This window comes from Streptomyces sp. NBC_01618 (genome assembly GCF_045209435.1).
Classification (GTDB): Bacteria; Actinomycetota; Actinomycetes; order Streptomycetales; family Streptomycetaceae; genus Streptomyces.
In genome coordinates, this window is record NZ_CP109297.1 from 6,379,072 (window position 1) to 6,405,157 (window position 26,086).

General features: G+C 69.4%; 29 protein-coding genes. 14 read left to right on the forward strand and 15 right to left on the reverse strand.

Annotated features, from left to right (window positions below):
* Positions 1-100: 100 nt before the first annotated feature.
* Complete coding sequence (zapE, locus tag OH735_RS29460) at positions 101-1,192, reverse strand: cell division protein ZapE (protein WP_406384671.1); 1,092 nt, start codon at positions 1,190-1,192, stop codon at positions 101-103.
* 37 nt (positions 1,193-1,229) lie between these two features.
* On the opposite strand from zapE, the gene OH735_RS29465 reads away from it, so the two are divergent.
* The 4 genes from OH735_RS29465 to msrB all read left to right on the forward strand — a co-directional run bounded on the left by OH735_RS29465 (position 1,230) and on the right by msrB (position 4,448).
* Positions 1,230-1,994, forward strand: coding sequence for a pyrimidine reductase family protein (locus OH735_RS29465; protein ID WP_406384672.1), 765 nt, complete (start codon positions 1,230-1,232; stop codon positions 1,992-1,994).
* 149 nt (positions 1,995-2,143) lie between these two features.
* Complete coding sequence (locus tag OH735_RS29470; protein WP_406386794.1) at positions 2,144-2,596, forward strand: indole-3-glycerol phosphate synthase; 453 nt, start codon at positions 2,144-2,146, stop codon at positions 2,594-2,596.
* A gap of 40 nt (positions 2,597-2,636) precedes the next feature.
* The gene (gene murC / locus OH735_RS29475) at positions 2,637-4,031 is read left to right on the forward strand and encodes a UDP-N-acetylmuramate--L-alanine ligase (RefSeq protein WP_406384673.1); all 1,395 of its coding nucleotides are present in this window, start codon (positions 2,637-2,639) and stop codon (positions 4,029-4,031) included.
* Between the two features lie 9 nt (positions 4,032-4,040).
* Entirely contained in the window at positions 4,041-4,448 is a 408-nt protein-coding gene (gene msrB / locus OH735_RS29480) for a peptide-methionine (R)-S-oxide reductase MsrB (RefSeq protein ID WP_114247299.1), read from the forward strand.
* A gap of 34 nt (positions 4,449-4,482) precedes the next feature.
* Here the strand turns inward: msrB and OH735_RS29485 are convergent, their stop codons facing one another.
* Complete coding sequence (locus OH735_RS29485) at positions 4,483-4,947, reverse strand: hypothetical protein (protein ID WP_406384674.1); 465 nt, start codon at positions 4,945-4,947, stop codon at positions 4,483-4,485.
* Positions 4,948-5,198: 251 nt separating this feature from the next.
* The gene (locus OH735_RS29490) at positions 5,199-7,649 is read right to left on the reverse strand and encodes a GTPase-associated protein 1-related protein (RefSeq protein WP_406384675.1); all 2,451 of its coding nucleotides are present in this window, start codon (positions 7,647-7,649) and stop codon (positions 5,199-5,201) included.
* Positions 7,650-8,026: 377 nt separating this feature from the next.
* Between OH735_RS29490 and OH735_RS29495 the strand changes: the two genes are divergently transcribed.
* A complete protein-coding gene (locus tag OH735_RS29495) occupies positions 8,027-8,911 on the forward strand; it encodes a peptidase S1 (protein WP_406384676.1) in 885 nt (294 codons plus the stop codon).
* A gap of 88 nt (positions 8,912-8,999) precedes the next feature.
* Here the strand turns inward: OH735_RS29495 and OH735_RS29500 are convergent, their stop codons facing one another.
* Positions 9,000-9,245: a DUF397 domain-containing protein gene (locus OH735_RS29500; protein WP_406384677.1), complete on the reverse strand. Its 246-nt coding sequence runs from the start codon at positions 9,243-9,245 to the stop codon at positions 9,000-9,002.
* Complete coding sequence (locus OH735_RS29505; protein WP_406384678.1) at positions 9,242-10,096, reverse strand: Scr1 family TA system antitoxin-like transcriptional regulator; 855 nt, start codon at positions 10,094-10,096, stop codon at positions 9,242-9,244. Before OH735_RS29505 ends, OH735_RS29500 begins: the two co-directional genes overlap by 4 nt.
* Positions 10,097-10,253: 157 nt before the next feature.
* Between OH735_RS29505 and OH735_RS29510 the strand changes: the two genes are divergently transcribed.
* On the forward strand, positions 10,254-10,718 hold the full coding sequence (locus OH735_RS29510) for an ATP-binding protein (protein WP_406384679.1): 465 nt from the start codon (positions 10,254-10,256) through the stop codon (positions 10,716-10,718).
* A 141-nt stretch (positions 10,719-10,859) separates the two neighbouring features.
* On the opposite strand, the gene OH735_RS29515 is transcribed toward OH735_RS29510, so the two are convergent.
* The 7 genes from OH735_RS29515 to OH735_RS29545 form a co-directional block, all read right to left on the reverse strand.
* The gene (locus tag OH735_RS29515; protein ID WP_406384680.1) at positions 10,860-11,294 is read right to left on the reverse strand and encodes a hypothetical protein; all 435 of its coding nucleotides are present in this window, start codon (positions 11,292-11,294) and stop codon (positions 10,860-10,862) included.
* 273 nt (positions 11,295-11,567) lie between these two features.
* Positions 11,568-12,869, reverse strand: a complete 1,302-nt coding sequence (locus OH735_RS29520; protein ID WP_406384681.1) for an MFS transporter — start codon at positions 12,867-12,869, stop codon at positions 11,568-11,570.
* Between the two features lie 246 nt (positions 12,870-13,115).
* Positions 13,116-13,937 (reverse strand): IclR family transcriptional regulator, encoded by an 822-nt coding sequence (locus OH735_RS29525; RefSeq protein ID WP_406384682.1) that lies wholly within the window; start codon positions 13,935-13,937, stop codon positions 13,116-13,118.
* A gap of 79 nt (positions 13,938-14,016) precedes the next feature.
* A complete protein-coding gene (locus OH735_RS29530; protein ID WP_406384683.1) occupies positions 14,017-14,463 on the reverse strand; it encodes a MarR family winged helix-turn-helix transcriptional regulator in 447 nt (148 codons plus the stop codon).
* A gap of 103 nt (positions 14,464-14,566) precedes the next feature.
* The gene (locus OH735_RS29535; RefSeq protein WP_406384685.1) at positions 14,567-15,433 is read right to left on the reverse strand and encodes a fumarylacetoacetate hydrolase family protein; all 867 of its coding nucleotides are present in this window, start codon (positions 15,431-15,433) and stop codon (positions 14,567-14,569) included.
* Between the two features lie 42 nt (positions 15,434-15,475).
* Entirely contained in the window at positions 15,476-16,513 is a 1,038-nt protein-coding gene (locus OH735_RS29540; protein ID WP_406384686.1) for a cupin domain-containing protein, read from the reverse strand.
* Positions 16,514-16,534: 21 nt separating this feature from the next.
* On the reverse strand, positions 16,535-17,749 hold the full coding sequence (locus tag OH735_RS29545) for an FAD-dependent monooxygenase (RefSeq protein WP_406384688.1): 1,215 nt from the start codon (positions 17,747-17,749) through the stop codon (positions 16,535-16,537).
* Between the two features lie 440 nt (positions 17,750-18,189).
* Here OH735_RS29545 and OH735_RS29550 point away from each other — a divergent pair, with 440 nt between their 5' ends.
* A complete protein-coding gene (locus OH735_RS29550; protein WP_406384689.1) occupies positions 18,190-19,014 on the forward strand; it encodes an LLM class F420-dependent oxidoreductase in 825 nt (274 codons plus the stop codon).
* Positions 19,015-19,280: 266 nt separating this feature from the next.
* Here OH735_RS29550 and OH735_RS29555 read toward each other — a convergent pair whose 3' ends face one another.
* The 3 genes from OH735_RS29555 to OH735_RS29565 form a co-directional block, all read right to left on the reverse strand.
* The gene (locus OH735_RS29555) at positions 19,281-19,778 is read right to left on the reverse strand and encodes a hypothetical protein (RefSeq protein WP_406384690.1); all 498 of its coding nucleotides are present in this window, start codon (positions 19,776-19,778) and stop codon (positions 19,281-19,283) included.
* Positions 19,779-19,990: 212 nt separating this feature from the next.
* Positions 19,991-20,683: an anti-sigma factor family protein gene (locus OH735_RS29560; protein WP_406384692.1), complete on the reverse strand. Its 693-nt coding sequence runs from the start codon at positions 20,681-20,683 to the stop codon at positions 19,991-19,993.
* Positions 20,680-21,189, reverse strand: coding sequence for a sigma-70 family RNA polymerase sigma factor (locus OH735_RS29565; protein WP_406384693.1), 510 nt, complete (start codon positions 21,187-21,189; stop codon positions 20,680-20,682). The genes OH735_RS29560 and OH735_RS29565 overlap by 4 nt, the downstream gene beginning before the upstream one ends.
* A gap of 567 nt (positions 21,190-21,756) precedes the next feature.
* Between OH735_RS29565 and OH735_RS29570 the strand changes: the two genes are divergently transcribed.
* The 7 genes from OH735_RS29570 (at position 21,757) to tdh (ending at position 26,080) form a co-directional block, all read left to right on the forward strand.
* Positions 21,757-22,452 (forward strand): hypothetical protein, encoded by a 696-nt coding sequence (locus OH735_RS29570; RefSeq protein WP_406384694.1) that lies wholly within the window; start codon positions 21,757-21,759, stop codon positions 22,450-22,452.
* A 49-nt stretch (positions 22,453-22,501) separates the two neighbouring features.
* Entirely contained in the window at positions 22,502-22,861 is a 360-nt protein-coding gene (locus OH735_RS29575; protein ID WP_406384695.1) for an ATP-binding protein, read from the forward strand.
* A 212-nt stretch (positions 22,862-23,073) separates the two neighbouring features.
* On the forward strand, positions 23,074-23,394 hold the full coding sequence (locus OH735_RS29580) for a hypothetical protein (protein ID WP_406384697.1): 321 nt from the start codon (positions 23,074-23,076) through the stop codon (positions 23,392-23,394).
* A gap of 164 nt (positions 23,395-23,558) precedes the next feature.
* Positions 23,559-24,041, forward strand: coding sequence for a DUF2690 domain-containing protein (locus OH735_RS29585; protein ID WP_406384698.1), 483 nt, complete (start codon positions 23,559-23,561; stop codon positions 24,039-24,041).
* A 38-nt stretch (positions 24,042-24,079) separates the two neighbouring features.
* Positions 24,080-24,508 (forward strand): TIGR03668 family PPOX class F420-dependent oxidoreductase, encoded by a 429-nt coding sequence (locus OH735_RS29590; RefSeq protein WP_406384699.1) that lies wholly within the window; start codon positions 24,080-24,082, stop codon positions 24,506-24,508.
* 30 nt (positions 24,509-24,538) lie between these two features.
* Complete coding sequence (locus OH735_RS29595; protein WP_406384700.1) at positions 24,539-24,757, forward strand: hypothetical protein; 219 nt, start codon at positions 24,539-24,541, stop codon at positions 24,755-24,757.
* Positions 24,758-25,051: 294 nt separating this feature from the next.
* On the forward strand, positions 25,052-26,080 hold the full coding sequence (tdh, locus tag OH735_RS29600; protein WP_406384702.1) for an L-threonine 3-dehydrogenase: 1,029 nt from the start codon (positions 25,052-25,054) through the stop codon (positions 26,078-26,080).
* Positions 26,081-26,086 lie beyond the last annotated feature (6 nt).

The window sequence follows — 26,086 nt, forward strand, 5'->3', positions numbered from 1 at the left end:
GTGTGCGCGGTTGATACGGGAGATTCGAGGCGCCCCGGGGCACCTCGGGTGGTACGTCCCCGAAGGGCGGTACTCCCCCAGGGGTGGTACGCCCCCGAACCTACTGCGCCACCAGACCCTTCGCGTCGCGCGCCAGCGCCGTCAGCCGGGAGATCGCCCGGAAGTACTTCTTCCGGTACCCGCCGTTCAGCATCTCGTCGCTGAACAGCCTGTCGAACGGCACCCCGGAGGCGAGCACCGGTACCTCCCGGTCGTACAGCCGGTCGGCGAGGACGACGAGCCGCAGCGCGGTCGACTGGTCCGGCACCGGCTGCACGTCGGTGAGGCAGACCGCCCGCAGACCGTCCGTCAGCGCGCCGTAGCGGCTCGGATGGACCCGGGCGAGGTGGTCGAGGAGCGAGGGGAAGTCGTCCAGGCTCGCGCCTCCGGTGGCGTACGCGGCCTTGGTGACCTGCTCGTCGGAGTACGGCGCCGGGGCCTCGGGCAGCCCGCGGTGGCGGTAGTCCTCGCCGTCGATCCGCAGCGGACGGAAGTGCGCGGACAGCCCCTGGATCTCCCGCAGGAAGTCGGCGGAGGCGAACCGGCCCTCGCCCAGCTTGCCGGGCAACGTGTTCGAGGTGGCGGCGAGCGCGACCCCCGCCTCGACCAGCCTGCTGAGCAGCGACGACACCAGGACCGTGTCGCCCGGGTCGTCCAGCTCGAACTCGTCGATGCACAGGAGCCGGTGCCCGCTCAGCGTTCGCACGGTCTGCTGGAAACCCAGCGCACCGACCAGGTTCGTCAGCTCGACGAAGGTACCGAACGCCTTCAGCGAGGGCGCGGCGGGCGTGGCGTGCCAGAGCGAGGCCAGCAGGTGCGTCTTGCCGACCCCGTAGCCGCCGTCGAGGTAGACCCCGAGAGGTGCCGCGGGTGCCGCCGGCTTCTTGCTGAACCACTTGCGCCTTCCGGAGCCGGTGGCGTGCGCCCCGCCGAGCCCGGTCGCGAAGCCGCTCAGGACGTTGACCGCCTCGACCTGGCTCGGCCGGTCGGGGTCCGGGACGTACGTTTCGAAGCGCACGGAGTCGAAGCGCGGCGGCGGCACCATCTCGGCGACCAGCCGGTCGGCGGGGACGTGCGGCTCGAGGGCGCACAGGGACAGCGGGGCCGTTTCGGCTATGGGGCTCTGCCCAGGCACGGCGGTGGAGGACGACACAACCATCAACCTTAAGCGCCGTGCCAGACTGCAGAACATGCGACGCCTCTTCCCTGTGACCGACCCGACACCTGCTGACGACGAGGGGGAGTGGAGCCTGGACGATCTGGCCGTGGCCTACGCGTACCCCGAGCAGGACGGCCCCTGGCTGCGCGCCAACATGGTTTCGACGCTCGACGGCGCCGCCCAGCACGACGGCCGCTCGCAGCCGATCTCCTGCGCGAGCGACATGCGGATCTTCGGAACCCTGCGCGGGCTGGCCGACGCGGTCGTGGTGGGGGCGGAGACGGTACGGCTGGAGGGCTACCGGCCCGCCAGGGCGCGCGAGGCCTTCGCCGCCCGCCGGGCCGCGGCCGGGCAGGGGCCCGCGCCGGTGATCGCCGTGGTCAGCGGCAGCCTGGACCTGGACTTCTCGTTGCCGCTCTTCGTCTCGCCCCTCGTCCCGACCCTCGTGCTGACCGGCGCCGGAGCACCTCCCGACCGGATCGTGGCGGCGCGGCAGGCGGGCGCCGAGGTGGTGATCGCGGGGGAGGGCTCCCGGGTGGACCCCGCCAGGGCCGTACGGGAGCTGGCGGAGCGCGGGTTCAAGCGGCTGCTGACCGAGGGCGGGCCCAGGTTGCTGGGCCAGTTCGTGGCGGCCGGGGTGCTGGACGAGCTCTGTCTGACCGTCTCGCCGATGCTGACCGCCGGCGACGCGCAGCGGATCGCCGGGGGGCCCTCGGTGGCCGTGCCGGAACGATTTGCCCTGGCATCGCTGCTGGAAGAGGCCGGGTTCCTCTTCACCCGATACCGTCGGATCTGACAATCGGCGGAATTTACCGTTCCGGTTAGCTTCCGGTGGGCACAATTACTCTCGCAGACCCCGTGCGCGCACGGGGAAGGATGGTTTCAGCAGAGACCGGAGACGGTCACTGAAGCAGAAGGGCGCCCGTGGTGTTCACCAGCGTTTTGATGATCGAGAAGGCCCTCACTTCCGAGGACGTCGAGTTCGTCACCACCCTGCACGGGGAGGAACGGACGTCCTTCGTCGTGCTCATGCAGCCGCGCGGTGACCAGGCCGATGTGCTGTTGCGGGCCATCGACGACCTGGCGATGGGCGAACTGAAGGAAGCCGCCCGCGAGGCCGAGGAGCCGGAGGGCAAGGATGCCCGGCAATCCGCCGAGCTGGCGCTCGAAGTGTCGCTCGAAGCGCTGCGGCAGGCAGGCTCCGAGGCGGTCGGGCAGGTGATCGAGGAGCACCCGCTGGACAAGCTGAAGACCGTGGTCGACGAGGCGGAGGCGGACGAGGTCATCGTGCTGACCGCGCCGCACTACGTGGAGGAGTTCTTCCACCGGGACTGGGCGTCCAGGGCCCGGCACAAGGTCGGCGTCCCGGTGCTGAAGCTCTTCGCGCACAGCGAATAGGCTGTGCGGGACTCGTTTCGACTTTTGGGGAGACACACGCATGGCACCCGGTATTCCTGCCGCCATGGAACGGCCGCACTTCATCGGCATCGGCGGCGCCGGAATGTCGGGCATCGCGAAGATCCTCACCCAGCGCGGTGCGAAGGTCGCGGGCAGCGACACCAAGGAGTCGGGTACGGCCGAGGCGCTGCGGGCGCTGGGGGCGACCGTCCACATCGGACACGCCGCCGCGCATCTGGCGGACGACGCCTCGTGCGTCGTCGTCTCCAGCGCCATCCGCCCCGACAACCCGGAGCTGGTGCGCGCCGCCGAGCTGTCGATCCCCGTCGTCCACCGCTCCGACGCGCTGGCCTCCGTGATGGAGGGTGCGCGCGCGATCGCGGTGGCCGGTACGCACGGCAAGACGACCACCACGTCGATGCTGGCCGTCGCCCTGTCCGAACTGAACCTCGACCCCTCGTACGCCATCGGCGGCGACCTCGCGGGCCCCGGCACCAACGCCGCGCACGGCGAGGGTGCGATCTTCGTCGCCGAGGCGGACGAGAGCGACCGCAGCTTCCAGAAGTACGACCCCGAGGTCGCGATCGTCCTCAACGTCGAGCTGGACCACCACGCGAACTACGCCTCGATGGACGAGATCTACGAATCCTTCGAGACGTTCGCAGGCAAGATCGTCCCCGGCGGCACCCTGGTGATCGCCGCCGACCAGCCCGGCGCCGTCGAGCTCACCGAGCGGGTGCGCGCGCTCTCGGCGGTGAAGGTCGTCACCTACGGCGAGTCCGAGACCGCCGACGTACGCGTCCACAAGGTCACCCCACGTGGCTTGACCAGCGAGGTCACGGTCATCCTGAACGGGAAGTACCTCACCTTCACCGTCTCCGTGCCCGGCCGCCACTACGCCCACAACGCGGTCGCCGCCCTCGCCGCCGGTGTCGCCCTCGGCATCCCGGCCCACAACCTCGCCTCGGCCCTCGGCAAGTACACCGGCGTCAAGCGCCGCCTCCAGCTCAAGGGCGAGGCCGCGGGCGTGCAGGTCATCGACTCGTACGCGCACCACCCCACCGAGATGACCGCGGACCTCGAAGCGATGCGCGGCGCCGCTTCCGACGCCCGCCTCCTGGTCGTCTTCCAGCCCCACCTCTTCTCCCGCACCCAGGAGCTCGGCACCGAGATGGGCCAGGCCCTCGCGCTGGCCGACGCCTCCGTGGTCCTGGACATCTACCCGGCCCGCGAGGACCCGATCCCCGGCATCACCAGCGACCTGATCATCGACGCCGCCAGGGCCGCGGGCGCCGACGTCACCGCCGTCCACGACAAGGCGGCGGTCCCCGGGACCATCGCGGGAATGGCGAAGCCCGGCGACCTCGTTCTCACCATGGGCGCGGGCGACGTCACGGACCTCGGCCCGCAGATCCTGGACCACCTGTCGAGCTGAGGGAGCGACGTGTCGTACGACATCGAGAAGCCGGACGAGCAGTGGCGGGCGGAGCTGACCCCCGCCGAGTACGCGGTCCTGCGCCAGGCCGGCACGGAACCCGCCTTCGTCGGCGAATACACCGACACGAAGACCACGGGCGTCTACTCCTGCCGCGCCTGCGACGCGGAGCTGTTCCGCTCCGACACCAAATTCGAGTCGCACTGCGGCTGGCCGTCCTTCTACGACCCGAAGGACACGGACGCGGTCGAACTGATCCAGGACCGCAGCCACGGCATGGTCCGCACCGAGGTCCGCTGCGCCCGCTGCGGATCGCACCTCGGCCATGTCTTCGAGGGCGAGGGCTACCCGACCCCGACGGACCAGCGGTACTGCATCAACTCGATCTCGCTGCGACTGACGCCCGACGAGGGCTGACGGCTACGAGCTGAGCGAGGGCTGACGCCGGGCGTCAGCCCTCGTCCTCGGGGTTCTCCGGCCGCAGCAGCGGGTGGGCGACGCCCGGGAAGACCCGGGTCCGTACGACCGGCTCCGCGGAACCGCCCCGGACGACCGTCTCGGCGACGCCCCACGGCCGGCCGGGCAGGACCACGGTCAGGATGTACGAGGAGGCGCAGCCCATGCAGTCGTAGCGGTCCGCCCAGGTCTCGACGTCCGTGACACTCCCGGGGTAGCGCGCAACGTGCAGGTGCAGCGCGTGACAGCGCTCACATCGCTCGCCGGGTTCGCACGTGCCACCGCAGGGGCACGGCACATCGAGCGATTCGGCGGGACGCCAGCGCTGGGTGAGGACGGCCTCACGCGTGGCGCCCATGTCCTTCATCGCCTTCAGATTGCGGGCGGCGACGTTGTACGACTCGCCGGTCGCGGCCATCCGGTCCCGGATGGCGTCCTTGCGTCCGCGGTTCGTCGTCATCTGTTCCTCCTGGGGGTGTCGCGCAGCCCGCCGGGAGCACACGAGATCGACATGTCACATCGATGTGTCACACGGTACCGGTCACTCCGAGGGGTCCGCGACGGCGTCGGCCGGGCAGCGGAGCAGCCGGGAGACCACAAATGTGATGTCTCCCACGGCACGAACGCCGTGGGGGCATGACGGACCGGCGCACCACCAAGCAGCAAGCCCCTGCTGCCGACGCCTTTCGACGACAAGGCGACCGGCCCCGGTCAGGGCCGGCGGACGCGTCGCGCCAGCCGCTTGCCGAGTCGGCCGAGAGTGCCACCGGCGCGGTTCCACGCCCGGAACGCCTCGGCGCGCTGCCTGCTGCCGGCGCGCTCGACGGCCTCCTCCACCGCGGTGATCGCGGCGGAGGACAAGGCGCCCACCGCCGGACGCAGCACGTCCTCCAGCAAGGAGGCGGTGGTCCGCGTCCACGCGCGGCCCGCGTGCGGGTGGACGGTCCAGACGGTGAAACAGTCGGCCGCATAAGCCGGTTCGACCCGCAGCCGGGCGAGGACGGTCTCATGGCGGGCCGCCCTGCCGTAGGCCGCGATGAGGTCCGCGTCGTCGCTGTGGACGAACGCGTACAGCTCCGCCTCGGGCCGGTCCGGAGCGAGCAGTCGCCGGGCCAGGGCGCCGAACGCCTGGTCGCGTACGCCCGGCTCCACCGGTTCTGCCCCGGTGTACAGCTTCCGGGCCCGTGCCGCCCAGCCGGGCTCCGCCGTCCCCGACCGCAGCTCCCGCGCGAACTCCAGGAGCAGCAGGGCGCCGCGCGCCCGCGCGTCGATCTCCTGCGGGAAGCCGCGCAGCAGGTCGTGGGCGAGTTCGGGGGCCTCCTCGTCGTCCGCGGAGGCGCCGAGCGCCGCCGCGACGAGAGCGGACCACGTACCGGCCGTACGGTGCGCGTCGGAGGTGGTCCCGCCCAGCAGCTGCCGGGCCTCGCCCGCGGTGGGCAAATCCTCGCCCCACACCAGACCCACCCCGGTCAGCAGTACCAGCGGTTCGGTGAAAGGTGACATGCCGCCGGCGCGGAGCATCGTGTGCAGCACCTTCACCCGGTCGCCGCCGCCCGCCCTGGCGTCCGGCGCCGCCGCGCACATCCGCAGATGCGGCAGCGCTTGCGTTCCGGTGAACGGCAGGGCGACCCCTGTCAGCAGCCGCTCCGTCCCCGCCGGATCGTGCGGGGTGATCCGGTCCAGCTCGCCCAGCAACGCCGTACGGACATCGAACTGTTCGTCCAGGAGGTCGAGCAGCACCGGCGCGCAGCCGGCCGCCCCTTCGTCCAGCAGCGACCGGGCCATCCGGCGTACGACGTCGGGAAGCAGGGCCGCGCAGTCCACGTCGAGAAGCCGCGCGATCCGCAGCAGTTGCACGGTGCGCGCCACACCCCGGCCGGGCGCGGCCGACGACGCGGACGTGGCGGCCGCACCGGTGGCGAGTTCGGTACGCAGGTCGTCGCCCAGGGCCGCGACGAGCGCGGCGGCGGCACGCTCCCCGGCCGGCCCGGCGAAGGCCGAGCGCGCGGGCGATTCGAGTGTGACATCACCACCGTGCACCGCCTCCGTCACCAGCAGAGCCGCGAGCGACGTGGTCGTGGCGGCCGGGGAGCGACCGTCGAGGGCGGTCAACAGCCGTGCGACACAAGCGAGTTCGTTGGTCGTACGGTCGATGCCGGGAGCGGTCAGCGCATCGGTCAGCCGCCGCGTCCGCTCCTCGTCCAGCGCGTACGGCCGCTCGGCGGCCCAGGCGGCTGCCGCGGCCCGCCCGTCGGGGCCGAGCTCGACGCCCGTGCACAGTGCCGTCACAGCGAGCGGTCCGGCGGCGAAGGGCTCGCCGGGCAGCTCCGCCGCCGTCCGGAACAGTTCCGGAGTCCGGTTCCGCCAGATCCGGGCGCAGGTCTCGGCCCAGGCGTCGGCCACCGGCCCCTGCGGACGCGGACCGGTGCAGTCGTGCACCCGCAGCCCGCTGTCGGGTCCGGCCGTTCCGGGCGCGTCGTCCGGCAGCACTCCGACGACCTGGTGCGGGGACTGTGCCGGACGGCGGGTGTACGTCGTGAAGGTCAGCCGTTGTGCGGTCTCCGGCGGGAGCACGGCCGCGGCCAGGGCGATCCACCGGGCCACATCGGCGCTCTGCCGTTCCACGAGCACCACAGGCGCCGACGACGGTTCCTCGCTCACCCTGCGCAGATCGGCGAAGACCGCCGCCAGCCAGGGGCTCCGGGAGACCGCGAAGTCGTTGAGCGCCTCCGGCCCGAAGGTGGCGGAGGCGGGCAGGTGGGCCAGGCGGCCGGGCACCCCGCCGTCCGGCGGGGTGGACGCCCAGTTCGGCGACCGCCAGGCCGTGACCGGCAACGCGTCGCCCGGCAGCCGGGTACCGGCCGGAAGATGCACCGCGTGCGCGTGGAAACGGCCCGCGCCGGGGCCGCCGAGCGCCACCGTACGGCTCAGCAGATGACTGCCGTCGGACAGCGCGCTGAAGCTGAACGCTTCTGGAAACGACCGGAGTTCATCAGCGGTCGGGTGGTACGGGGCGGCAGTCGGCGGCTCGTATCCGAGGAGCTGCTCGGCCTCGGCCAGCACCGGCGTGGGTATGCCCGCGCTGACCGCCGTGAACCGCGCACCGCCCCCATCGCCGTCCCCCGCAGAGGCAGAGGTGTAATGCAACTGCGCGAGGCTCATGCGTAGGCCCTCTTCGTCCTTGCCGGGAACGTCCCCGTAACGTCAGCACGCTCGCTCCGACGGCCGCCCGTCGAGGGCAAGCCGTCCGGGCACAGCGACGACCCCGGCGGGGAGCGGTCCGCAATCGCGGGAGCGACGCTATCAAGGCGCGCCGCCCCCGCACGCACCCTGCCGGAAGGTCACGCGGGCGACCCCGACGGAGGTGTTCAGCCCAACGGGACGGCGTGCGGCAAAAGTCCGTTCGGTGCTTCTTCATCACTCCAATGGCCTACGCACCCCCGGCCCTTCCGGTCGTTGATCTTCTTCGGAATGATGAATCCCCCGCGGGCACCGCATCTCCGGTCCCAAGGGTCGTCCTGCGTACAGGAGTTACACGGATGAATCTCAAGACTCTCTCCGCGGCCGCCGCCGTTCTGGCCCTGGCCGGTCTCACCGGAGCATCCACGGCCGGCGCGGTGCCCGGCACGGTCTCCGGGGACGGTGGCAACCGAATCGGCACTCTGCGCGCCAACGGTGACGCGTACGTGAAGGAGGGCGGCCTCAGCGCGACGTGGGTCGAGGAGGCCGGCGACGTCAAGCAGGTCGTCCTGTCCGGCAAGCGCATCGGCGTCCTCACGAGTGACGGCACCGCATGGGTGAAGGAGGGCGGTCTCAGCGCCACGTGGGTCCGCGAGTCCGACGATGTCAAGCAGATCGCCCTCTCCGGCAACCGCATCGGCGTCCTGAAGGACAACGGCGACGCGTACGTCAAGGAGGGCGGCCTCAGCGCTTCGTGGGTCAAGGAGCACGACAAGGTCAAGGAACTCGAACTGTCGGGCAACCGGATCGGCGTCGTGACGGGCAACGGAGACGCGTACGTCAAGGAGGGCGGCCTCAGCGCCACCTGGGTCAAGGAGTCCGGCGACGTCATCGGCATCGACCTGGCGGGCAAGCGCATCGGCGTCCTCACGAGTGACGGCGTCGCCTGGGTGAAGGAGGGCGGCCTCAACGCCACCTGGGTCCGGGAGCGCAACAACGTCATCCAGCTCGAACTGTCGGGCAACCGCATCGGCGTCGTGACCGACCGCGGCAACGCGTACGTGAAGGAGGGCGGCCTCAGCGCCTCGTGGGTCCACGAGTACACCCACGCCATCCAGATCGCCCTGTCCGGCAAGCGCATCGGCGTCCTCAAGGGCGACGGCGACGCGCGGGTCAAGGAGGGCGGCCTGAGCGCGACGTGGGTCCTGGAGGCCAACAACGTCACCGAGCTGGCGCTGTCCTGACGCCTGACATGTGACACGTGATACCCGCCGTGCCGCGCACCGGAGTTGATCCGGTGCGCGGCACGGCGCTGTGTCCGTGCGCGTCCGGTCAGCCGCTCACGGCGTAGGCGACGAAGCCGGCCCAGGCGGCGGGGGAGAGCGCGAGCTGCGGACCCTGCTCGACCTTGGAGTCCCGGACGTGGACGGTGGTGGGGCAGGTGGCGACCTCTACGCAGTCGTCGCCGGAACCGCTGCTGTAGGTGGACTTGCGCCAGGAGAGGGCGACTTCTACACAGGAGTCGCCGGAGCTTCCGCTGTAGCTGCTCTTGAACCAGGCCGGGTCTGTGGTGGTCATACCGCTCCTCGCATCCGCTGCAGCAGGCCCACGGAGTATTCGAGGGAGTGAGCCTGTGAACGCATCCTGGCATACCGCATCTGGAGGGTGCTGACGACCTTTGGGTCGGTGATGAAGTCGCCGGTCTCCTGTCCTTCGGAGTAGCCGAACCACTTGTTCTCCGATGTTTCCAGTAGCCGCATGGGGCCGTGGAGCCCCGCATGACGCTCCCGCACCTGCGGCATCACCTGGATCTCGATGTTTCGCAGTCGCGACAGATCAAGTACATGGTCAATGAGTTCCAAGGTGACGACCCGCCCGCCTGTCCGTCGCAGGAACAGATGCTCTTCAAGGATGAAGCTGTAATTGGTGTTCGGCCGATCCCGGAGCAGGCGCTGCCGTTCCATTCGTGCCGCCAGCTGAGCATCGACCTGCTCATCGCGCAGCGGAGGGAGCTGGTCCGCGAACAACGCCCGCGCGTACGCCTCCGGCTGCAACAACCCGGGAATCAACCGGCATTCGTACGTGTACAGGCTCAGCGCCTCCGCCTCCAGCTGCGCCCACTGCCGGAACCAACTGGCCAGCCCCGACTTCCGCGACAGATGCTTGGCCGCGGCCTTGATGACCCCGAACGAGTCCAGGACGTCCTCCGCACGGTCGACGAACGCAGGCGGCGGAAACCGCCGCCCCTGCTCGATCGAGGCGACCGTCGGCACCGAGTACCGCACCTTCGGCGCGAACTGCTCCTGTGTCAGCAGTGCTCGCTTGCGGAAGACCTTGACGACCTCCCCGAACGCCTTCAGGCTGTCGGAGGGCTCCGGCTCCCCGTTCGCGCCCGTCGCTCCACCCGTTCCGCCGACGCCGTCCGTCATGTCGGCCACCTCCCGTGCCCTGTGCCTGCCCCGGTCCGCAACTCACCCATGGTTACGGACCGTTACGCGTACTGTCCACCCTCCGCACCCGTACGCTGACGCAGCGTACGAGTTTCTGAGCTGGCCCTATGGGTGCTCCGGCCGTCACGGTGGGCGCATGGAAGCACTCACCACCCCCCAACCGCCGTTCACCGTACGTGTGTTCGCGCAACGCTTCAGCTCGACGCCGCGCGGGGCGAGGCTCGCCCGTCATCTGGCACTGCACGTGCTGCACGACTGGGGCATCCCGTACCGCAGTGACGCATCGGAGGCGGCGGCGTTGATCGTCGCCGAGCTGGCCGCGAACGCGGCAACGCACGGCCGGGTGCCGGGCCGCGACTTCGAGTTGCGGCTGACCCACGCGCCGGGCGATACGGACGCGCTCGGCGTCCTGCGGATCGAGGTCGGTGATACGCGGGGCGAGGCCCGCCCGCCGGGGCCGGGGGAACTGGTGGCGCCGCCGCCCGGTTCCGGCAGCGGGAACGGGCTGATCATCGTCGAGGCGCTGGCCGACCGGTGGGCGGTGCTGGACCGCCTGCCGCTCGGCAAGACGGTCCGCGCCGAGCTGGACCTGCTGTACTGACCGGCGAGGGATCACCCGTCGCGGCCGGATCATCCGGGCAGTGAGGACGCCTCACCGAAAGCGGCGAGCAATGGGAACAGGAGATTCCTTCAAGCGCCTGCTCGGCAGCCTCGACGACGTACTCCAGCCGTAGAGGGCGGCTCAGGAGTAGGGGAACTCCTGGTCCGCCACCCGGATGGTCTCGTCCATCCGTAGGACGACGCAGCTCACAGTCCCGGACTCGACGATCAGGATGTCGGGCACGTACGACTCGTAGAAACGGAGGTACCCGATGGGGCCCGCGGTCGTCGTCCGCGCTCCGAGCCATAGCACGAGCCTGCGCAGATCGTGGAACCCGTCGGGATGCGCCTCCTGCCGCACGGTCAACGCCCACCCCCCATGGACCGAACGCAACTCCGCTACCTGGAGGCCTCCGATGCGCGATGCTGGCCCTCGGCCGTCCCAAAGGGGAACCTCGTACCCTTCGTCCTGCCGACCACCTTCCTCCGCCAAGTGCCAGCGGAGCAGGTCGAGATCGCGGGACGAGAGGGAGTCCGGCAGGTCGAGCGTGAGTTGGAGTTCATAGGTGTCAGCCATGGCCACAAGCCTACGATCCGGTGATCGTCTCGACGACGTGCGATGTAGTCGGGTTCGTGTCAGTGGAGTGGCCGGCGGTCGTCGTCGGCCGTCTTCCCGCCGGCCGCGGCGGGGGCGCGTCGCATCTGCGGCGTTGTCGTCAATCACCAACGCTCCTTCCCCAAGCTCTCGGCTTCGCTCGAGCAGGGGAGACCCCATCTGCCTCAATCCTCCGCCTTGCAGCTGCACGCACCCAGCCCCGCTCCTTCTCCCGCCCCCCATTTGCCGGTCGGTCTAAATCGTAGCGGCGGCCTGGTCGGCAGTTATGGCAGCGGGCCTACTGCCGGACTGCATGAAGAACAACAGCAGGCCGGCAGCCGCGAAGATCACGCCGACGGCGATGTAGAGGGCATGCGGTGTCCAGCCGGCATCCAGCAGCCACCCAGCGGCAGTGGGGGCGATGATGGCGCCGACGCGGCCGACACTGATGGCAGCACCGACTCCCGTAGCGCGCAGACGGGTGTCGTAGATGGCTGGGGTCAGTGCGTAGAGACCCGCGATGCACCCGTTGACGGCGACACCGACGACTGCACCGAAACTGAAGGCCAGGGCAAGATTCTCGGTCGAGACCGCGAACGCCACCACGAGCAGACCGGAGGCGAACAGATAGCCACGGTTCACCTTCACCAGTGCGTAGCGGGCAGCCAGTACGCCGAGGAGCGTGGCGCCGAAAATTCCGCCGAGATTGAGCAGAGTGCCGCCGGTGAGACCCTGGGTGGAGGACAGGCCGGCTTCGACGAGCAGGGTCGGCGTCCAACTGGTCACGAAGTAGAAAGCGGCCATCACCAGGAAGAACGCGGACCACAGCACGAGCGTGACGCGGCGCAGGCCCGGTGCCAGCAGGAGGCGGAATCCAGCACTCAGCCGGTGAGCAGCGGCAGCGGGGGGAAGTGAGTCGAGTTCCGCCTGTCCCATGCGCCGGGCAAGGTTGTTGATTTTGGAGAGAGCCCCTGGCGGCCTCTGCGTGATGAGGAAGTCGAGAGACTCCGGTAGCAGGAACATCACCAGGGGAATGGCGGCCACGGTGGCAATGCCGCCGGCGAGGAAGACCGAGTGCCACCCGAAATGGTCGATGAGGGTGACGGACGCGAGACCGCCGACTGTCGCGCCCACCGCGTAACCGGTGGAGTTCAGGCTGACGGCCAGGCCGCGCCAGCGGCGGGAGGCGAACTCGCCGGCGATGACGTTACTGGACGCAAGGACAGCGCCGATGCCGATGCCCGTGACAATGCGCAGCAATCCCAGCTGCTGCCAGTTCTGACTCGTCGCGGACAGCAGCATGCCCGCAGCCGCCAGCGACAGACCGCCCAGTATGACGGGCTTTCGTCCAATCCGGTCCGCCCAGGGTGCCACGAGCAGTGCTCCCACAGCCATACCGATGAGGCCGCAGCTGAGGAGGAGCCCCAGTGTGCCGGAATTCAGATTCCACTCACCGGAGATGGTCTTCCCGGTGAAGGCCATGACCAGGACGTCGAACCCGTCGAGCACATTCAGCAGGACACACACACCGATCGCAGTCCACTGAAAACGGGTCATGGGCCCGTTATCCAGGGCCTCGCGCAGGGGCGCGCTCACCGGACGACTCGCTGGGTGGCATGGAACTCGAAACGCATGAACATGGGAGCACTCCGTTGTCGACTGCGATAGGGCCGACGCCTTTGAACCAGCTCACATCCAGCGGCTCGCTCCAGCAGTCGACGCACACATGGTCCGAATCCGGCGCGGCTGCAACCAGCCACTTTTCCGTATGCCGGGAAACCATTTGCTTCGCAAGAGAGCCGGTCAGGAAACGGGCACGTGAAGTGCGCGGTTGATGGCACGGGCGCTGGTGAGGACGAGGTCGGCCAGGGCCGCAGGGGTGGCAGAGCCGCAAGGCACGACAAGTGAAACGGCCGCGACGACCTCTCCTTGCGGGGACCGCACCGGCGCGGCCACCGAAAGCGTGTCGAGCGACAACTGTCGGTCGCTCACCGCGTAGCCGCGTGCACGAACCTGTGCCAGCACCCCTCGCAGCCGGCTGGCATCGGTGATCGTATAAGGCGTGTTACGTACGATGGGCCGTTCCAGCACGTCGTTCTGGACGGAGGCCGGTGCGTGGGCTAGCAGGGCCAGCCCCGCGCCTGTCGCGGTGATGGCGAGTCGGCCGCCTACACGTGTGAGCGTCGGGACTGCGCAGCTTCCCCCGATCCGCTCGACGAACACTGCCTCCGTGCCTTCGCGCACGGCTAGCTGCACATTTTCGCGGGTGACCAGCGAGAGATCCTCGAGGTAGGGCAAGGCTCGCTCGCGCAACCCCTGACCGCGTGGTGCCAGCGAGCCGATCTCCCACAGGCGCAGCCCGATGCGATAGCGTCCCTGGGCGTCACGCTCCAGTGCTCCCCAGGCAAGTAGTTCTCCCAGCATCCGGTGGACGGTTGACACGGGCAGTTGCGCTTTTCGCGCCAGTTCACTGAGTGACAGGTGAGGGGACTGGGCGCTGAAGGCGTCGAGGATCTGTAGGGCGCGACTGATCACAGGTCCCGTACCGGAGGCGCCTTTGGCCTGTGCTTTTGGGCTGTGTTCCGGTCCGTCGTCCCCGGTTGCGCGAGAGTGGTCTTGCAGCAATGGGTGACTCCTCGGACAGATAGAGAGTTCACAAGTCGTCCTGATCCGGCCGGTGGATGAGCCGCAGTCCAGGAGGCTGTCAACTGCCGGTTGGCGACGTGACTTCCATGTCGGCGATGGTGCGCAGGACACTCACGGCCGAAGCGCGTTCACTGGCGGGCAGAGCCGACAGAAGCTGTTCGTTGACGCGTTGCGCGGGCGGGATGAGGGAGCTCAGAAGGCGGTCGCCATCGTCGGTCAGACTCAGCAGAGTGCGTCTGCGGTCTGCCGCGTCCCGCACCTGAGTGACGTATTGCTGATCGGTGAAGCGGCGGACAATGAGATTGACGGTGGAGCGGTCCAGCGAGATGACGGAGGCGAGAGTGCGTTGATCGATACCGGGCTGCTGCCGCAGAGCGTTGAGAACGGCGAATTGCTGAGAGGTGACCTCTTGGGAAACCTGAGCAGCCCACATCGCGGTATGCACTTGCTCCGCGCGGCGGATCAGATGCCCGATGTAGTTCTCCAGGTTCAGTGCGCGTGCCACGGTGTTCCATCTTTCTTCCGCTGAGGTGGTGCCCTCCTCCCGGACGGCAGGCCCATCCGGGAGTCTACGAGCGAGCGGCATTGCCTCGGTGCGCGCTGTCCCGTCAGCGGGAGTGGTGCCCGGGACGTCGCGCGTAGGCAGTGGCCCGTGACCCGTCCACGCCGACTTCGAGGCGTCCGACGTGCTCGATCTCCAGCACGACGCGATCGCCGTGGCTGAGCGGGCCGACACCCGCTGGGGTTCCGGTTGCGATCACGTCACCGGGGCGCAGTGTCATGACGGAACTCGTGTAAGCGATGAGCTCTCGCACACCGAAAATGAGATCTGCCGTATTGGTTCGCTGTCGTGTGGTCCCGGCGACGTCACAACGAAGGTCCAGCGTGTCCGGATCCGGGATCTCGTCCGCGGTCACGATCCAGGGTCCGATGGGAGTGAAGGTGTCGAAGGACTTGCGGGTGGAACGGTCTTCGCCGGAGCGGACGGTGATGTCCAGGAGGCAGGTGTATCCGAAGACGTAATCGAGAGCGTCGTCACGTGAGACGTGGGAGGCGGTGCGTCCGATGATGACACCCAGCTCGCCCTCCTGGTCGGTCCGCTTGTCGGTGTAGGGCAGGAGGATGTCCTGGCCTGGCCCGATCACGGAGGAGTTCGCCTTGAGGAAGACGCCGAGGTCGGCGACCGAGGTGGTGTACGCCATCTCGGCCTTGTGGTCGAGGTAGTTGACGGGAGCGCCGATGATCTTCCCCGGGCGGGGAAGGGGCGCTTCGAGTGTTGCCCCGGCCAGGGGGGTGTGGGGGACGCCGGTGAGGTCCAGCGGGCCGGTGTGGCCGTCGGCCAGGCGCTCGATGTGGCGGTGCAGCGCGCCTTCGGGCCCGTAGGGACCGGAGCCGGCGAGCTGTTCGGTCACGTCGATGATGTCGCTGCCGTCGACGAGCCCGAGCCGGCCCTGGTTGAAGAGAGTCAGACGCATGTCATGTTCCTTGCTGTGGTGAGCGGTTGGACGTCCGGGATGTCAGGCGCCGGGGTCGGATGCCTCGGTGCGGTACAGGCCGAGCGAGCGCATCACCGGTTCGTCACTGTAGGAGAAGAGGACGGCGTCCTGAGAGGCGGACGCGTTGAGGTGCCGGTACGAGGCCCAGCCGGGGACTGCGAAGGTGTCGTGTTCGGACCAGTCCAGCCGTACGCCGTCGACCACGGTGGCACCTTCGCCGCGGACCACGTTGAAGATCGTGGACGCTGTGTGCCGGCGGCCCGTTCCCTGGAACCCGGGGCGTAGACGCTGCACCCGGCAGCCGATCGTCGGCATCACCGGGCCACCGGTCCAGGGGTTGGTGTACTCCAGCACGATGCCGTCGATGTCGCTGCCCTCGGCGGTGTCCGCGACGGCGTCGAGGGCGCGTGCGGTCTCCTCCCAGGTGTAGCGGGTGACGGGTGAGTTGGGCCCGTCGGGGGTCAGCCAGGCCGGCGTGAGACGGCCGTGCAGAAACTGCCGACTGCCCGCGTCGTCGGGTCGGGTGACCGGCTGCAGACGCTGCGGGTACTTCTCGTAGAAGCCCGCCTCCAGTGCGTTGACCAGGGGGTAGTCCAGGGCGTCCAGCCAGATCATGGGCGCGTCACCCTGGTGGGTGTGGTCGTGCCAGTGCCAGCCGGGGGTCAGCAGCAGGTCGCCGGGGGCCATGTGGACGCGTTCCCCGTTGACGGTGGTCCAGGCGCCGGTGCCCTCCAGGATGAAACGGAACGCGTTGGAGGTGTGCCGGTGGGCCTGGGCGGTCTCGCCGGGCAGGATGATCTGCAGCCCGGCGTACAGGGTATTGACGGTGGCCGGCGGGTCGATGAGACCGGGATTGACCAGCATCAGTACCCGGCGCTCGGCCTCGTCGAGGGACAGTGTCCGCGAGAAGTGCAGCAGGTGAGGGCGCAGGTCCTGCCAGCTCCAGCGATGGGGGACCGCCCGGCTGCGGGGCTCGGCGGGGAAGAGGTTGCCGTAGAAGCGCCACAGCGGGGCGGCGCCCAGGTTCTCCAGGGCCTTGTAGGCGGCGTCGTCGGTCATGGTGGTCCTCCGTACGGTCGGTCAGACTGCGGAATCGGTGTCGGGGGCCGGTGTCCACACCCAGGAGATGTCGTCGAAGTCGTGCGAGGAACGGGTGGCGAGCAGGGCGTTGCGGACGGCGGCTCCCATGCCCTCCAGGTGGCACAGTTCCCCGAAGCTGCGGGCCGTGGTCTGGATCAGGGCCGCCCGTCCCTGGCGCCGTTTGGCATAGGAGGCGAAGGCGTCGGCCGCGTCTGCGGACTCGACCAGCGCACGGCCGAGGGCTACGGCGTCCTCCAGGGCCTGGCAGGCGCCCTGGGCCAGGTACTGGAGCATGGGGTGTGCCGCGTCGCCGAGCAGGGCGATGCGTCCGTATACCCAGGTGTCGACCGGTGCGCGGTCGAACAACGGCCAGCGACGGTCGCGGGAGACCAGCGGCAATGCGGCACGCACGGCCGGGCACGCGCCGGCGAACCGCTCCTCGAGTTCGGCCTCCGTGCCCCAGTCGTCCGACTCGGGCCGGTAGTGGTCGCTTTCGAAGACCGCGACCTGGTTGTACAGCTCGCCACGGCGCACGGGGTACTGCACGAGGTGCATACGGGGGCCGGCCCACACCATCACCGCCTCCGAGGCGGCAATCTCCGACATACGGCCCGTCATCCGGACGGTGGGCAGCGCGCCGCGGAAGGCGACGTAGCGGGAGCAGACCGGATCACCGTCGCCGACCAGTGCCTGGCGCAACACGGAGCGCAGCCCGTCGGCAGCCACCACTGCGTCGGCCTCCAGGACCTCTGTGGTCTCCGCAAAGTGCAGGCGGACGCCGGAGCCGTCCTGCTCGACGCGGGCGACGGTGCGCCCGGTGCGGAGGGTGATGGCGGGATGTGTCCGGCAAGCGGTCAGCAGGGCCGTATGCAGGTCCGTGCGGTGGGTGACCAGGTACGGGTGGCGAAAGCGTTCGCGGAACGCATCGCTGCGCAGGTCGAGTTCGGTGATCCGGTCACCGTTGAGGGCGTCCATCATGACCAGCCGGGGCGGCACGACGGCCGTCTGCCGCACCTCGGCCAGGACGCCGAGCTCTTCCAGTGCCAGGGAGGCGTTGGGGGCCAGCTGCAGGCCGGCTCCGATCTCGCCGAACTCGGCCGCTCGTTCCACGAGCGTCACCTGCCTCCCCGCGCGGGCGGCAGCCAGGGCGGCGGCCAGCCCGCCGATGCCTCCGCCGACCACGGCGAGTTGCGGGGATGTAAAGGACGACGGCATACGGCCTCCTCGTTGAGACGGGGATGGGCGGCGAGCGGAACGCGGGACGGTGTCTGCAAGCCGGCCAGCAAGTAGTCAGTACACCAATCATTGGTGTACTGACGATGCTAAGTGCAGGTCGCAGGGGGGTCAACGGGTCCGAGGAAGGTTTTCCGCAGCTTGCGCGGTGGTGGAGCGGTAGGCAGGCCGGACTTCGGGCTGGTGTCCAGGTCCGTCCCCGCGCCCACGTGCGTCGCTGGTAACGGCGGGGTGCGAAGCCGAGCGTTCAAATCCAAGAACGCCTCGACCATCGAGGCGACACAGACGAGGGGAACGCTGGACGGGCGCAGCGCGCCGTGATGGTTCTCCCGGGTGGTCATGGGGGCGGGATGCCCCGGGGCGGGTAGTCAGGGATCTGTGCCACCTGTGCAGTCCCGTACCCGACCCTTCGAGGAGCCGTCGTGAAATTCGGGGTCTCGACCTTCATCACCGACCAGGGCATCAGCCCGACCTCGCTCGGAACCGCCCTTGAGGAGCGCGCCTTCGACTCGTTGTTCATCGCCGAGCACAGCCATGTCCCGGCGAGCCGCGAGACGCCCTATCCCGGCGGTGGTGAGCTGCCGGAGATCTACTACCGCACCCTCGACCCCTTCGTCGCTCTGACCGCGATCGGTGTGGTGACCGAGCGGCTGCTGCTGGGGACCGGCATCGCGCTGATCCCGCAGCGCGACCCGATCATCACGGCGAAGGAGGTGGCCTCGCTCGACCTGGTCTCCGGTGGCCGCGTGATTCTCGGCATCGGTGTCGGCTGGAACCGTGAGGAGATGAGGAACCACGGCACCGACCCCTCCACCCGCGGTCGGCTCACCGACGAGCGGCTGCGCGCCATGCGGGAGCTGTGGACCGAGGAGAAGGCCGAGTTCCACGGCGAGTTCGTGAACTTCGATCCGGTCTACGCCTGGCCCAAGCCCGTGCAGCGCCCCCATCCGCCGATCTACGTCGGCGGTGGCGAGGGCGCGTTCCGACGGGTGGCGCAGCTCGGAGACGCGTGGCTGGCCAACAGCGCTTCGCCGCAGGAACTCGGTCCGCAGATCGAGCGGCTGCGCGCCCTCGCCGACCGCGAGGTGCCGGTGACGGTGTACGCGGCTCCCGACGACCCCGAGCAGGTCGAGGGCTATGCCGGTCTGGGGGTCGAGCGGCTGCTGTTCTACGTACCGACAATGCCGGAACGGGAGACGTTGGAGTACCTGGACCGACTGGCCGAAGTCGCTGCCCGGTACCGCTGAGGTGCCCGAGACCGCTGCGCCTCGGCAGTGGGACCGATCCGAAATCCCGAACTCGCCGTGACTGTTGGGAAGACGTGCGATGCCTGCTCTGACGAGTACTGAGGCACGGGAGCGGTTCGCCGCGTCGCCCAGCAAGATCGGGGCCTGTCTGCGACATCGAGGCATCCAGCACGTGATCCCGGAGAAGATCAACCACAAGGCCGCCCGCGTGCGCCGGGGTTCACGCGGCGGACGGCCTCTCACCAGTTGCGCACCGAGATCGGCGATCAAGCCTTCGGCGTCTTGATCTCGGCTCCCTGGGGGGTGAGGGCGTGCCAGACACCCTTCAGTGCCTGGCCGTTGGTGTCACCGGCCGCCTGGTCGCCTGCGAAGAGGTAGACCGGGTGATCCTTGATGGTGAGCTGCTTGGTGCCGTCCTTGCGCGTGACCGAGCCGAGCAGGCTGGAGTCGATGCCCTTGACGTTGGTAGTGGCCGGGACCACCGGCCACTTGGCGGCACAGTCCGCGTAGCAGTTCGACACCGGAGGACTTGTGGTGTCCTTCTCGAACGCGTACAGGGTATGGCCCGCCTCGTTGACGATGATGGTGCCCAGCGTCGGCGACGACGACGTGCTCACCGCCCCGGCGGCGCCGGCGGCATCCGACGAAGCCGGTGCGGATGCTGCGGTGGTTGTGCTGCCGCCGCCGGAGGAGCAGGCGGTCGCCAGGGCGGCGACGGCGAGCATGATGGCCGCGGCAGATGCGACGCGGGTGTGAATCTTCATCGGGGTAACCCCTTTTGGTAGGAAGTAGGAATTGCGGTGAGGTGGCTTGGGTGCGGCGCCACGCCCGGTTGCCCCGAGTCGCACGTGCTGGGGCAAACGCTTCGCAGGGGCAACGACGTCAGCTCAGTGGCGTGTGGCCCCGCATCAGGGCAGGTGGGACCATCCCGTGGGCCCGGCAGTGGAGCGGTCCGCGGGATGGTGGTCGAGGCAGGTCAGAGTGGTCGGGCCGTGGCGACCAGGCGTCCCGCGTGGTCCATCACGGAGATGGATCGGATGTTGGGAAGGCGCAGGGCACTCGCCCCCGTCACGGCGGCGCTGCCGTTGGGGGTGATCGCCCAGGTGGCCGCCTGTTCCTTGCGGCCGTCCACCGAGGAGACCTGGAGGACGAAGGGGCCTGGTGCTCCTGCGGGCAGGTCGGCCAGGGTGACGCTCACCGCCGTGCCCCAGGGCTTGGCCGTGAGCGTGGCACGGCCGGACACGGAGTACCCGGCGGCCGAGGTGAAGGCCGTGGCCGGGCCGGTCGAGTGCCGGAACGGCAGCATCGACCCCAGTCCGAGTCCGGCAACCACGATCAGGGCCGCAGCCAATGCCAGCCACTGCCGACGAGCCCGGCGCCTGCGTGCGACATCGGCGGCGCGGACCTGCTCCAGCAAACGGTCGAGCCAGGCCGACGAAGCCGGGGGCGCCGCATCGGTGTCGGCCTCGCGCGTGGCCTGGGGACGGGGCGCGGACATGCCCGGGGCACGGCGGAGGAGTCCCGCCAGCGGGGCCGAGTGTGCGAGCTCGTCACGGCATTCCTGGCACATGGGCAGGTGGGACTCCAGGACGCGGCGGTCGGTCTCGCTGAGACCGCCCAGCACATACGCGCCGATCAGCATGCGCACGCCATCGTGGTCGGTGCTCACCGCAGAACTCCCATTTCTTCAAAGGCTGCGCGCAGGTTGCGTACGGCATAGTAGGCGCGGGACTTGACCGTTCCCTCCGGGATCGTGAGCCGTGACGCGGACTCGGCGACAGTCAGCCCCTCGAAGTACAGCGCCTGGATCACGTCACGATGCTCGCCGGACAAGCGTTCCAACGCTGCGGTAATCACGTGCCCCTCCAGCGCCGCCTCCACATCGTCGGCAGAAGGTACAGCCGCGAGTGCCTCGTTGTCGTAGAGCAGTTCCGGACGCCGCTGCTCAGCGCGCCAGCCGTCGGTGAGCACGTTGCGGGCGATCGTGAAGAGATAGGAGCGGATGGTGGCGTGGCGTGGCTCGATTTTGTTGATGCTGCGCCACGCCCGCAACAGCGTCTCCTGCACGACGTCCTCCGCCTGCTCAGAACCGTGCACGTACCTACGCACGAAGGAGAGCAGCACATCGTGGTGCTCGGTGTACAACGCAGTCATCAACTGCTCGTCCGGCGTCACGCTCGATGTCCTCGTCTCGCAGGCTGGGGTCGCTTGGAGCATCGCCGGGCCCGGGCTGCAGGCGGTGGACAGTCCGCGCCCTGGGGAGGCGCGGTAACAGATCCGATCCATCCGACTCACTTCCATACCTGACCGCACCGGCCGGCGTCGTCTTCGAGGGCGGCTGCGACATGCGGTTTCTTACGTCCTGAGGCACTGATCGCGTGCCCTTGCGGCTACGTATACGACGAGTCGGCGGTTTGAGTTCACCCGCAGGCAGCGGACGAATTCGGGTTCTCGCCGTCCGTTGGAGCGAAGGCCCGTCGGGGCCCCTGGTAGCAGGGGTGTGCACAGGAGCGCCGACACGGGGCCGGCATTGAGATCACGGGCGCGCTGGACGGCATCGCCCGGGGCGCCCTGCGGGACCGTCCGGCGTCACACGGACAAGGAACCACCGGGACACGACCGTTACCAGCCCCGGCGCGCGCCACCCAACAAAGCATTACTGATCGGCCTGCGGGCTGAACCGAGTGGTGCAGGTGGTCGTACACATGGCTGCAAGCCTCTCAACACTCAGGAGAACAAGTCATGACGAAGAAGAAGCTCGGCTGGGCCCTCGGCGCGGGTTCGGCCATGGTCCTCGGCCTGGGCGCCGCGGCCTCCGGGCTGTCCAGCGCGAACGCCTCGAGCCCGGACACGTCCGCCTCCACCGCAACGCACCCGGTCAAGGTGGAGGTCTTGGCACCCAAGCGCGGGGACAACGCGGGCGTGGAGGGCAAGGGCTGGATCGTGGACCTGAAGCTCTCCTTCCGGGGCAAGACCCTGGCCCAGACCGGCTTCAACGGGCTCCAGCTCACCGGCCCGGCCGCGCACAACAATATCGCCCCCTTCCCCGGCACGTTCTCCACCGGCCAGGACGACAAGATCCCTGGACTGGTCGTGCTGGACTCCACCACCAACAGCACCCTCCCCGGGTTCTCCGGGCCCGGCACCAACCTGGCCAACCTGTTCAACCTCTCCGGCGTCACCAACCGCACCCCGCACAAGACCGAACTGTGGGACACCTGGATCGTCGGCGCTCCCATCGCGGGCCAGAATGTCGACACCACCCTGACTGTGGCCGTAGTCGACGACCTGGACCACGACGGCATCTACAACGACGCACCCAGCGTCGTGAAGGACCTCAACGGCGATGGGAAGATCGATGCCAAGGACCTGAGCCTGATGGGCGTCGCCTCCAACATCGTCACCGTCCCCTTCCATATCGAGGCCGACCCCGCCTGAACCCCTCGGGTCAGGAGGGCGCCGCTACCAGGCCCGTGAACGCCTGCGCGTGTGCCGAGTGCGCGCCGGGGCTGATGAGACGGAGCGGCGGCGCTGCCGTCTCGCCCGTCATCTGGCACTGCACGTGCTGCACGACTGGGGCATCCCGTACCGCAGTGACGCATCGGAGGCGGCGGCGCTGATCGTCGCCGAGCTGGCCGCGAACGCGGCAACGCACGGCCGGGTGCCGGGCCGCGACTTCGAGTTGCGGCTGACCCACGCGCCGGGCGATACGGACGCGCTCGGCGTCCTGCGGATCGAGGTCAGTGATATGCGGGGCGAGCGGCGCCCGCCGGGGCCGGGGGGACTCGGGGCCGTGCTGCGTCTGCCCGAGCCGTTTGATCTGGACCTGGACACAGGCGAGTTGTGAGTGCGGGGTGCGTGCACTCCGGCGTACGCCACGGGCGCGGGCTCGGGCGGGCGCAGCACCCGGTCCGTCCGGCAACCGAAGAAGCCGATCGTCGCAGGCGACGATTCTCATGAATGACCAGTTGCGAGGGCGGTGTCCCTCTGCTGGGCGCGCCGTCTGGCCAGGTCGGGGCCTGCGGCCCGTACGGCGCCGGGACGTGCGAACCTGAACACATGAAGATTGAGATCCTGGTGGTGCCCGACTGTCCCAACCAGCTGCTCGCCGAGACGCGGCTGCGGCAGGCGCTGGACGGGGCCGGGCTGTCCACGACGACCGTCGTCACCCGGGTCGTCGCCGACCAGGCCGAGGCCGAGCGGTCCGGCTTCACCGGCTCTCCGACGGTCCTCATCGACGGCCGCGACCCGTTCGCCGAGCCCGGCGCCACGCCGTCGCTCTCCTGCCGGATCTACCGCACCCCTGGAGGCCCGGCCGGAGCGCCCGGTGTCGGTCAGCTCCGCCAGGCCCTTCTGGAAGCCGCCGGCACCGGAGCCTGACCCCGTACGCCGGGAGCCCTGCCCTGCTCACTGCTCCGCCCGGTCGTGACGCGATCCGACTTTTCACCCGTCGGAAGGGCAGGGTGTCCGATTAGGTGGCGGTCGATCCGCGCGCACCGTACAAATCTCCTGACCAATTCCATGATCCATCAGGAGAGCGACAAATGGTACGTGTGCGCATCACGACTGCGGTAACTGCGGTAACTGCGATGGCGGCGGTGGGGGCTCTGGTGGTGCCGTCCGTGCAGGCCCACGCGGCGCCGCGGTCCAAGACCGAAGTTCCGGCCCAGGCGCAGTCGTTGGCTGCCGCCGGATGCAAGGGGTCGTCCTGCACGGGGAAGAACCCGCACTCCACGAAGTGCGACCAGGGAGCGAAGACCCTCGACCGGGTCAAGTCGGCCGGTGGCGGTCCCGTGGTCCAGCTGCGGGTGTCGTCCAAGTGCAGTGCCGCCTGGGCGTACGTCCCCAAGGGCTTCGACGGGTTCCGGTTCAAGCTCCAGGTCCACAAGGGTGTGACGTACGTGGAGTCCGCTTCGTTCACCCGTGTCATGTATACCCCCATGGTGTGGTCGAGCTACCGGTACCGGGCGTGCGTAGAGCACTACGACGGTGTCGGCGGAGACTGGGCCTGCACCAAGTGGCACTGAATCGCGGTTAGTTGGCGCATTACCGGGAAAGGAGGGCGATGCCCGCCCTGACGAGTGCTGAGGCACGGGAGAGGTTCGCCGCGGCGCGCATCGCCCGCCTTGCGACGGCCGACGAGGCGGCCCGCCCGCACCTGGTTCCCGTGGTGTTCGCCGTGGACGGCGACACGGTGCTGCTGGCCGTGGACGACAAACCGAAGCGGACGACGCGGCTGAAGCGCCTGGCCAATATCGCCGCCAACCCGTCGGTCTGCCTGCTCACCGATCACTACGAGGAGGAGTGGGGCCGACTGTGGTGGGCCAGGGCCGACGGTGAAGCCCGCGTGCTCCCGCCGCCGGACCGGTCCTCCGAGGCAGCCCGCGGCATCAGCCTGCTGACGGCGAAATACGAGCAGTACGCCGACCGGCCGCCCGGCGGACCGGTGGTCAGGGTTTCGGTTCTGCGCTGGAGCGGCTGGCACGCGTCGTGAGCTTCCCGGTAGCTGCCCCCGCCCCGTGATGTGCCGTGCCGTGTTTGCCCGGGCCGCCTCGTCGCGCCGTTCCTGTTCGCGCTGGGGCTCAGGGCGCAGCGCCCGCAGGTGACCGAGCAGTTGCGGGAGGTCGCCGCGCAGTGGGACGCGTCCACCGGATGGACCAAGCCGTACCCGGGCGACAGCCGCGTCCTCGCACCCCATGAAGTGCCGGGCCGCGACAACCCGCCGCAGGAGCTCGGCGACTGATCACGGCACGTGCGCGGGGGCCGGCCGCCTGTTCTGCCTGTTCGGGAGGCGGGCGGCCTCCGGGCCGTGCGGTGCGGGGCATGAAGCGGAGCTGCGGGCGCGCTTAAGAAATCCTCGATGGACCTGTGGCGCGGGGTGCGGCAGATTTCTCCGTGACGGCAGAGGATGGAGCGCGGCAGCCGGTCGACGCGCGCTGCCATGCCGTCCCTCTCATTCTTCCCCGGGCCGCAGGCTTCCCCCCATGCTGCCCCGGCCCGGGGTACTCAACGCCGTACAGCGCAGGGAGCCGCAGCCGTGAAGGCACTCGTGAAGCAGAAGGCCGAGCCGGGACTCTGGCTGATGGACGTGCCAGAGCCGGAGATCGGCCCCTCGGACGTACTGATCAAGGTGCTCCGCACCGGCATCTGCGGCACCGACCTGCACATCCGGAACTACGACGGCTGGGCCCAGCAGGCCGTACGCACCCCGCTCGTCCTCGGCCACGAGTTCGTCGGCGAGGTCGCGGAGACCGGCGCCGACGTCGTCGACATCAACGTCGGCGACCTGGTCAGCGGCGAGGGCCACCTGGTCTGCGGGAAGTGCCGCAACTGTCTGGCCGGACGCCGCCACCTGTGCCGCTCCACGCTCGGGCTCGGCGTCGGCCGGGACGGGGCATTCGCCGAGTACGTCGCCCTGCCCGCGTCCAACGTGTGGGTGCACCGGGTCCCCGTCGACCTCGACGTCGCCGCGATCTTCGACCCGTTCGGCAACGCCGTGCACACCGCGCTGTCGTTCCCGCTGGTCGGCGAGGACGTCCTGATCACCGGCGCCGGACCGATCGGCATCATGGCCGCAGCGGTCGCCCGGCACGCCGGGGCCCGTAACGTCGTCATCACCGACGTCAGCGAGGCCCGGCTGGAACTGGCCCGGAAGGTCGGCGTCAGCCTCGCTCTCAACGTCAGCGAGGAGACCATCTTCGACGGGCAGAAGCGCCTCGGACTGCGCGAGGGCTTCGACATCGGCCTGGAGATGTCCGGGCGGCCCGAGGCGATGCGCCACATGATCGAGAACATGACGCACGGCGGCCGGATCGCCATGCTCGGACTCCCGTCCGAGGAGTTCCCCGTCGACTGGTCCCGCGTCGTCACCTCGATGATCACCATCAAGGGCATCTACGGCCGCGAGATGTACGAGACCTGGTACGCCATGTCCGTACTGCTTGAGAGCGGCCTCGATCTCGCCCCCGTGATCACCGGCCGGTACGGCTACCGCGACTTCGAGGCGGCCTTCGACGACGCGGCGAGCGGCCGCGGCGGCAAGGTCATCCTCGACTGGACCTCCTGACCCGAC

What these genes read in the sequence shown, in the direction of transcription:
- OH735_RS29465 (WP_406384672.1), top strand. Translation starts at nt 1,230, where the DNA reads ATGCGACGCCTCTTCCCTGTGACCGACCCGACACCTGCTGACGACGAG.
- OH735_RS29470 (WP_406386794.1), top strand. Translation starts at nt 2,144, where the DNA reads ATGATCGAGAAGGCCCTCACTTCCGAGGACGTCGAGTTCGTCACCACC.
- murC (WP_406384673.1), top strand. Translation starts at nt 2,637, where the DNA reads ATGGCACCCGGTATTCCTGCCGCCATGGAACGGCCGCACTTCATCGGC.
- OH735_RS29485 (WP_406384674.1), bottom strand. Translation starts at nt 4,947, where the DNA reads ATGACGACGAACCGCGGACGCAAGGACGCCATCCGGGACCGGATGGCC.
- OH735_RS29490 (WP_406384675.1), bottom strand. Translation starts at nt 7,649, where the DNA reads ATGAGCCTCGCGCAGTTGCATTACACCTCTGCCTCTGCGGGGGACGGC.
- OH735_RS29495 (WP_406384676.1), top strand. Translation starts at nt 8,027, where the DNA reads ATGAATCTCAAGACTCTCTCCGCGGCCGCCGCCGTTCTGGCCCTGGCC.
- OH735_RS29500 (WP_406384677.1), bottom strand. Translation starts at nt 9,245, where the DNA reads ATGACCACCACAGACCCGGCCTGGTTCAAGAGCAGCTACAGCGGAAGC.
- OH735_RS29505 (WP_406384678.1), bottom strand. Translation starts at nt 10,096, where the DNA reads ATGACGGACGGCGTCGGCGGAACGGGTGGAGCGACGGGCGCGAACGGG.
- OH735_RS29510 (WP_406384679.1), top strand. Translation starts at nt 10,254, where the DNA reads ATGGAAGCACTCACCACCCCCCAACCGCCGTTCACCGTACGTGTGTTC.
- OH735_RS29515 (WP_406384680.1), bottom strand. Translation starts at nt 11,294, where the DNA reads ATGGCTGACACCTATGAACTCCAACTCACGCTCGACCTGCCGGACTCC.
- OH735_RS29520 (WP_406384681.1), bottom strand. Translation starts at nt 12,869, where the DNA reads ATGACCCGTTTTCAGTGGACTGCGATCGGTGTGTGTGTCCTGCTGAAT.
- OH735_RS29535 (WP_406384685.1), bottom strand. Translation starts at nt 15,433, where the DNA reads ATGCGTCTGACTCTCTTCAACCAGGGCCGGCTCGGGCTCGTCGACGGC.
- OH735_RS29540 (WP_406384686.1), bottom strand. Translation starts at nt 16,513, where the DNA reads ATGACCGACGACGCCGCCTACAAGGCCCTGGAGAACCTGGGCGCCGCC.
- OH735_RS29545 (WP_406384688.1), bottom strand. Translation starts at nt 17,749, where the DNA reads ATGCCGTCGTCCTTTACATCCCCGCAACTCGCCGTGGTCGGCGGAGGC.
- OH735_RS29555 (WP_406384690.1), bottom strand. Translation starts at nt 19,778, where the DNA reads ATGAAGATTCACACCCGCGTCGCATCTGCCGCGGCCATCATGCTCGCC.
- OH735_RS29570 (WP_406384694.1), top strand. Translation starts at nt 21,757, where the DNA reads ATGACGAAGAAGAAGCTCGGCTGGGCCCTCGGCGCGGGTTCGGCCATG.
- OH735_RS29580 (WP_406384697.1), top strand. Translation starts at nt 23,074, where the DNA reads ATGAAGATTGAGATCCTGGTGGTGCCCGACTGTCCCAACCAGCTGCTC.
- OH735_RS29585 (WP_406384698.1), top strand. Translation starts at nt 23,559, where the DNA reads ATGGTACGTGTGCGCATCACGACTGCGGTAACTGCGGTAACTGCGATG.
- OH735_RS29590 (WP_406384699.1), top strand. Translation starts at nt 24,080, where the DNA reads ATGCCCGCCCTGACGAGTGCTGAGGCACGGGAGAGGTTCGCCGCGGCG.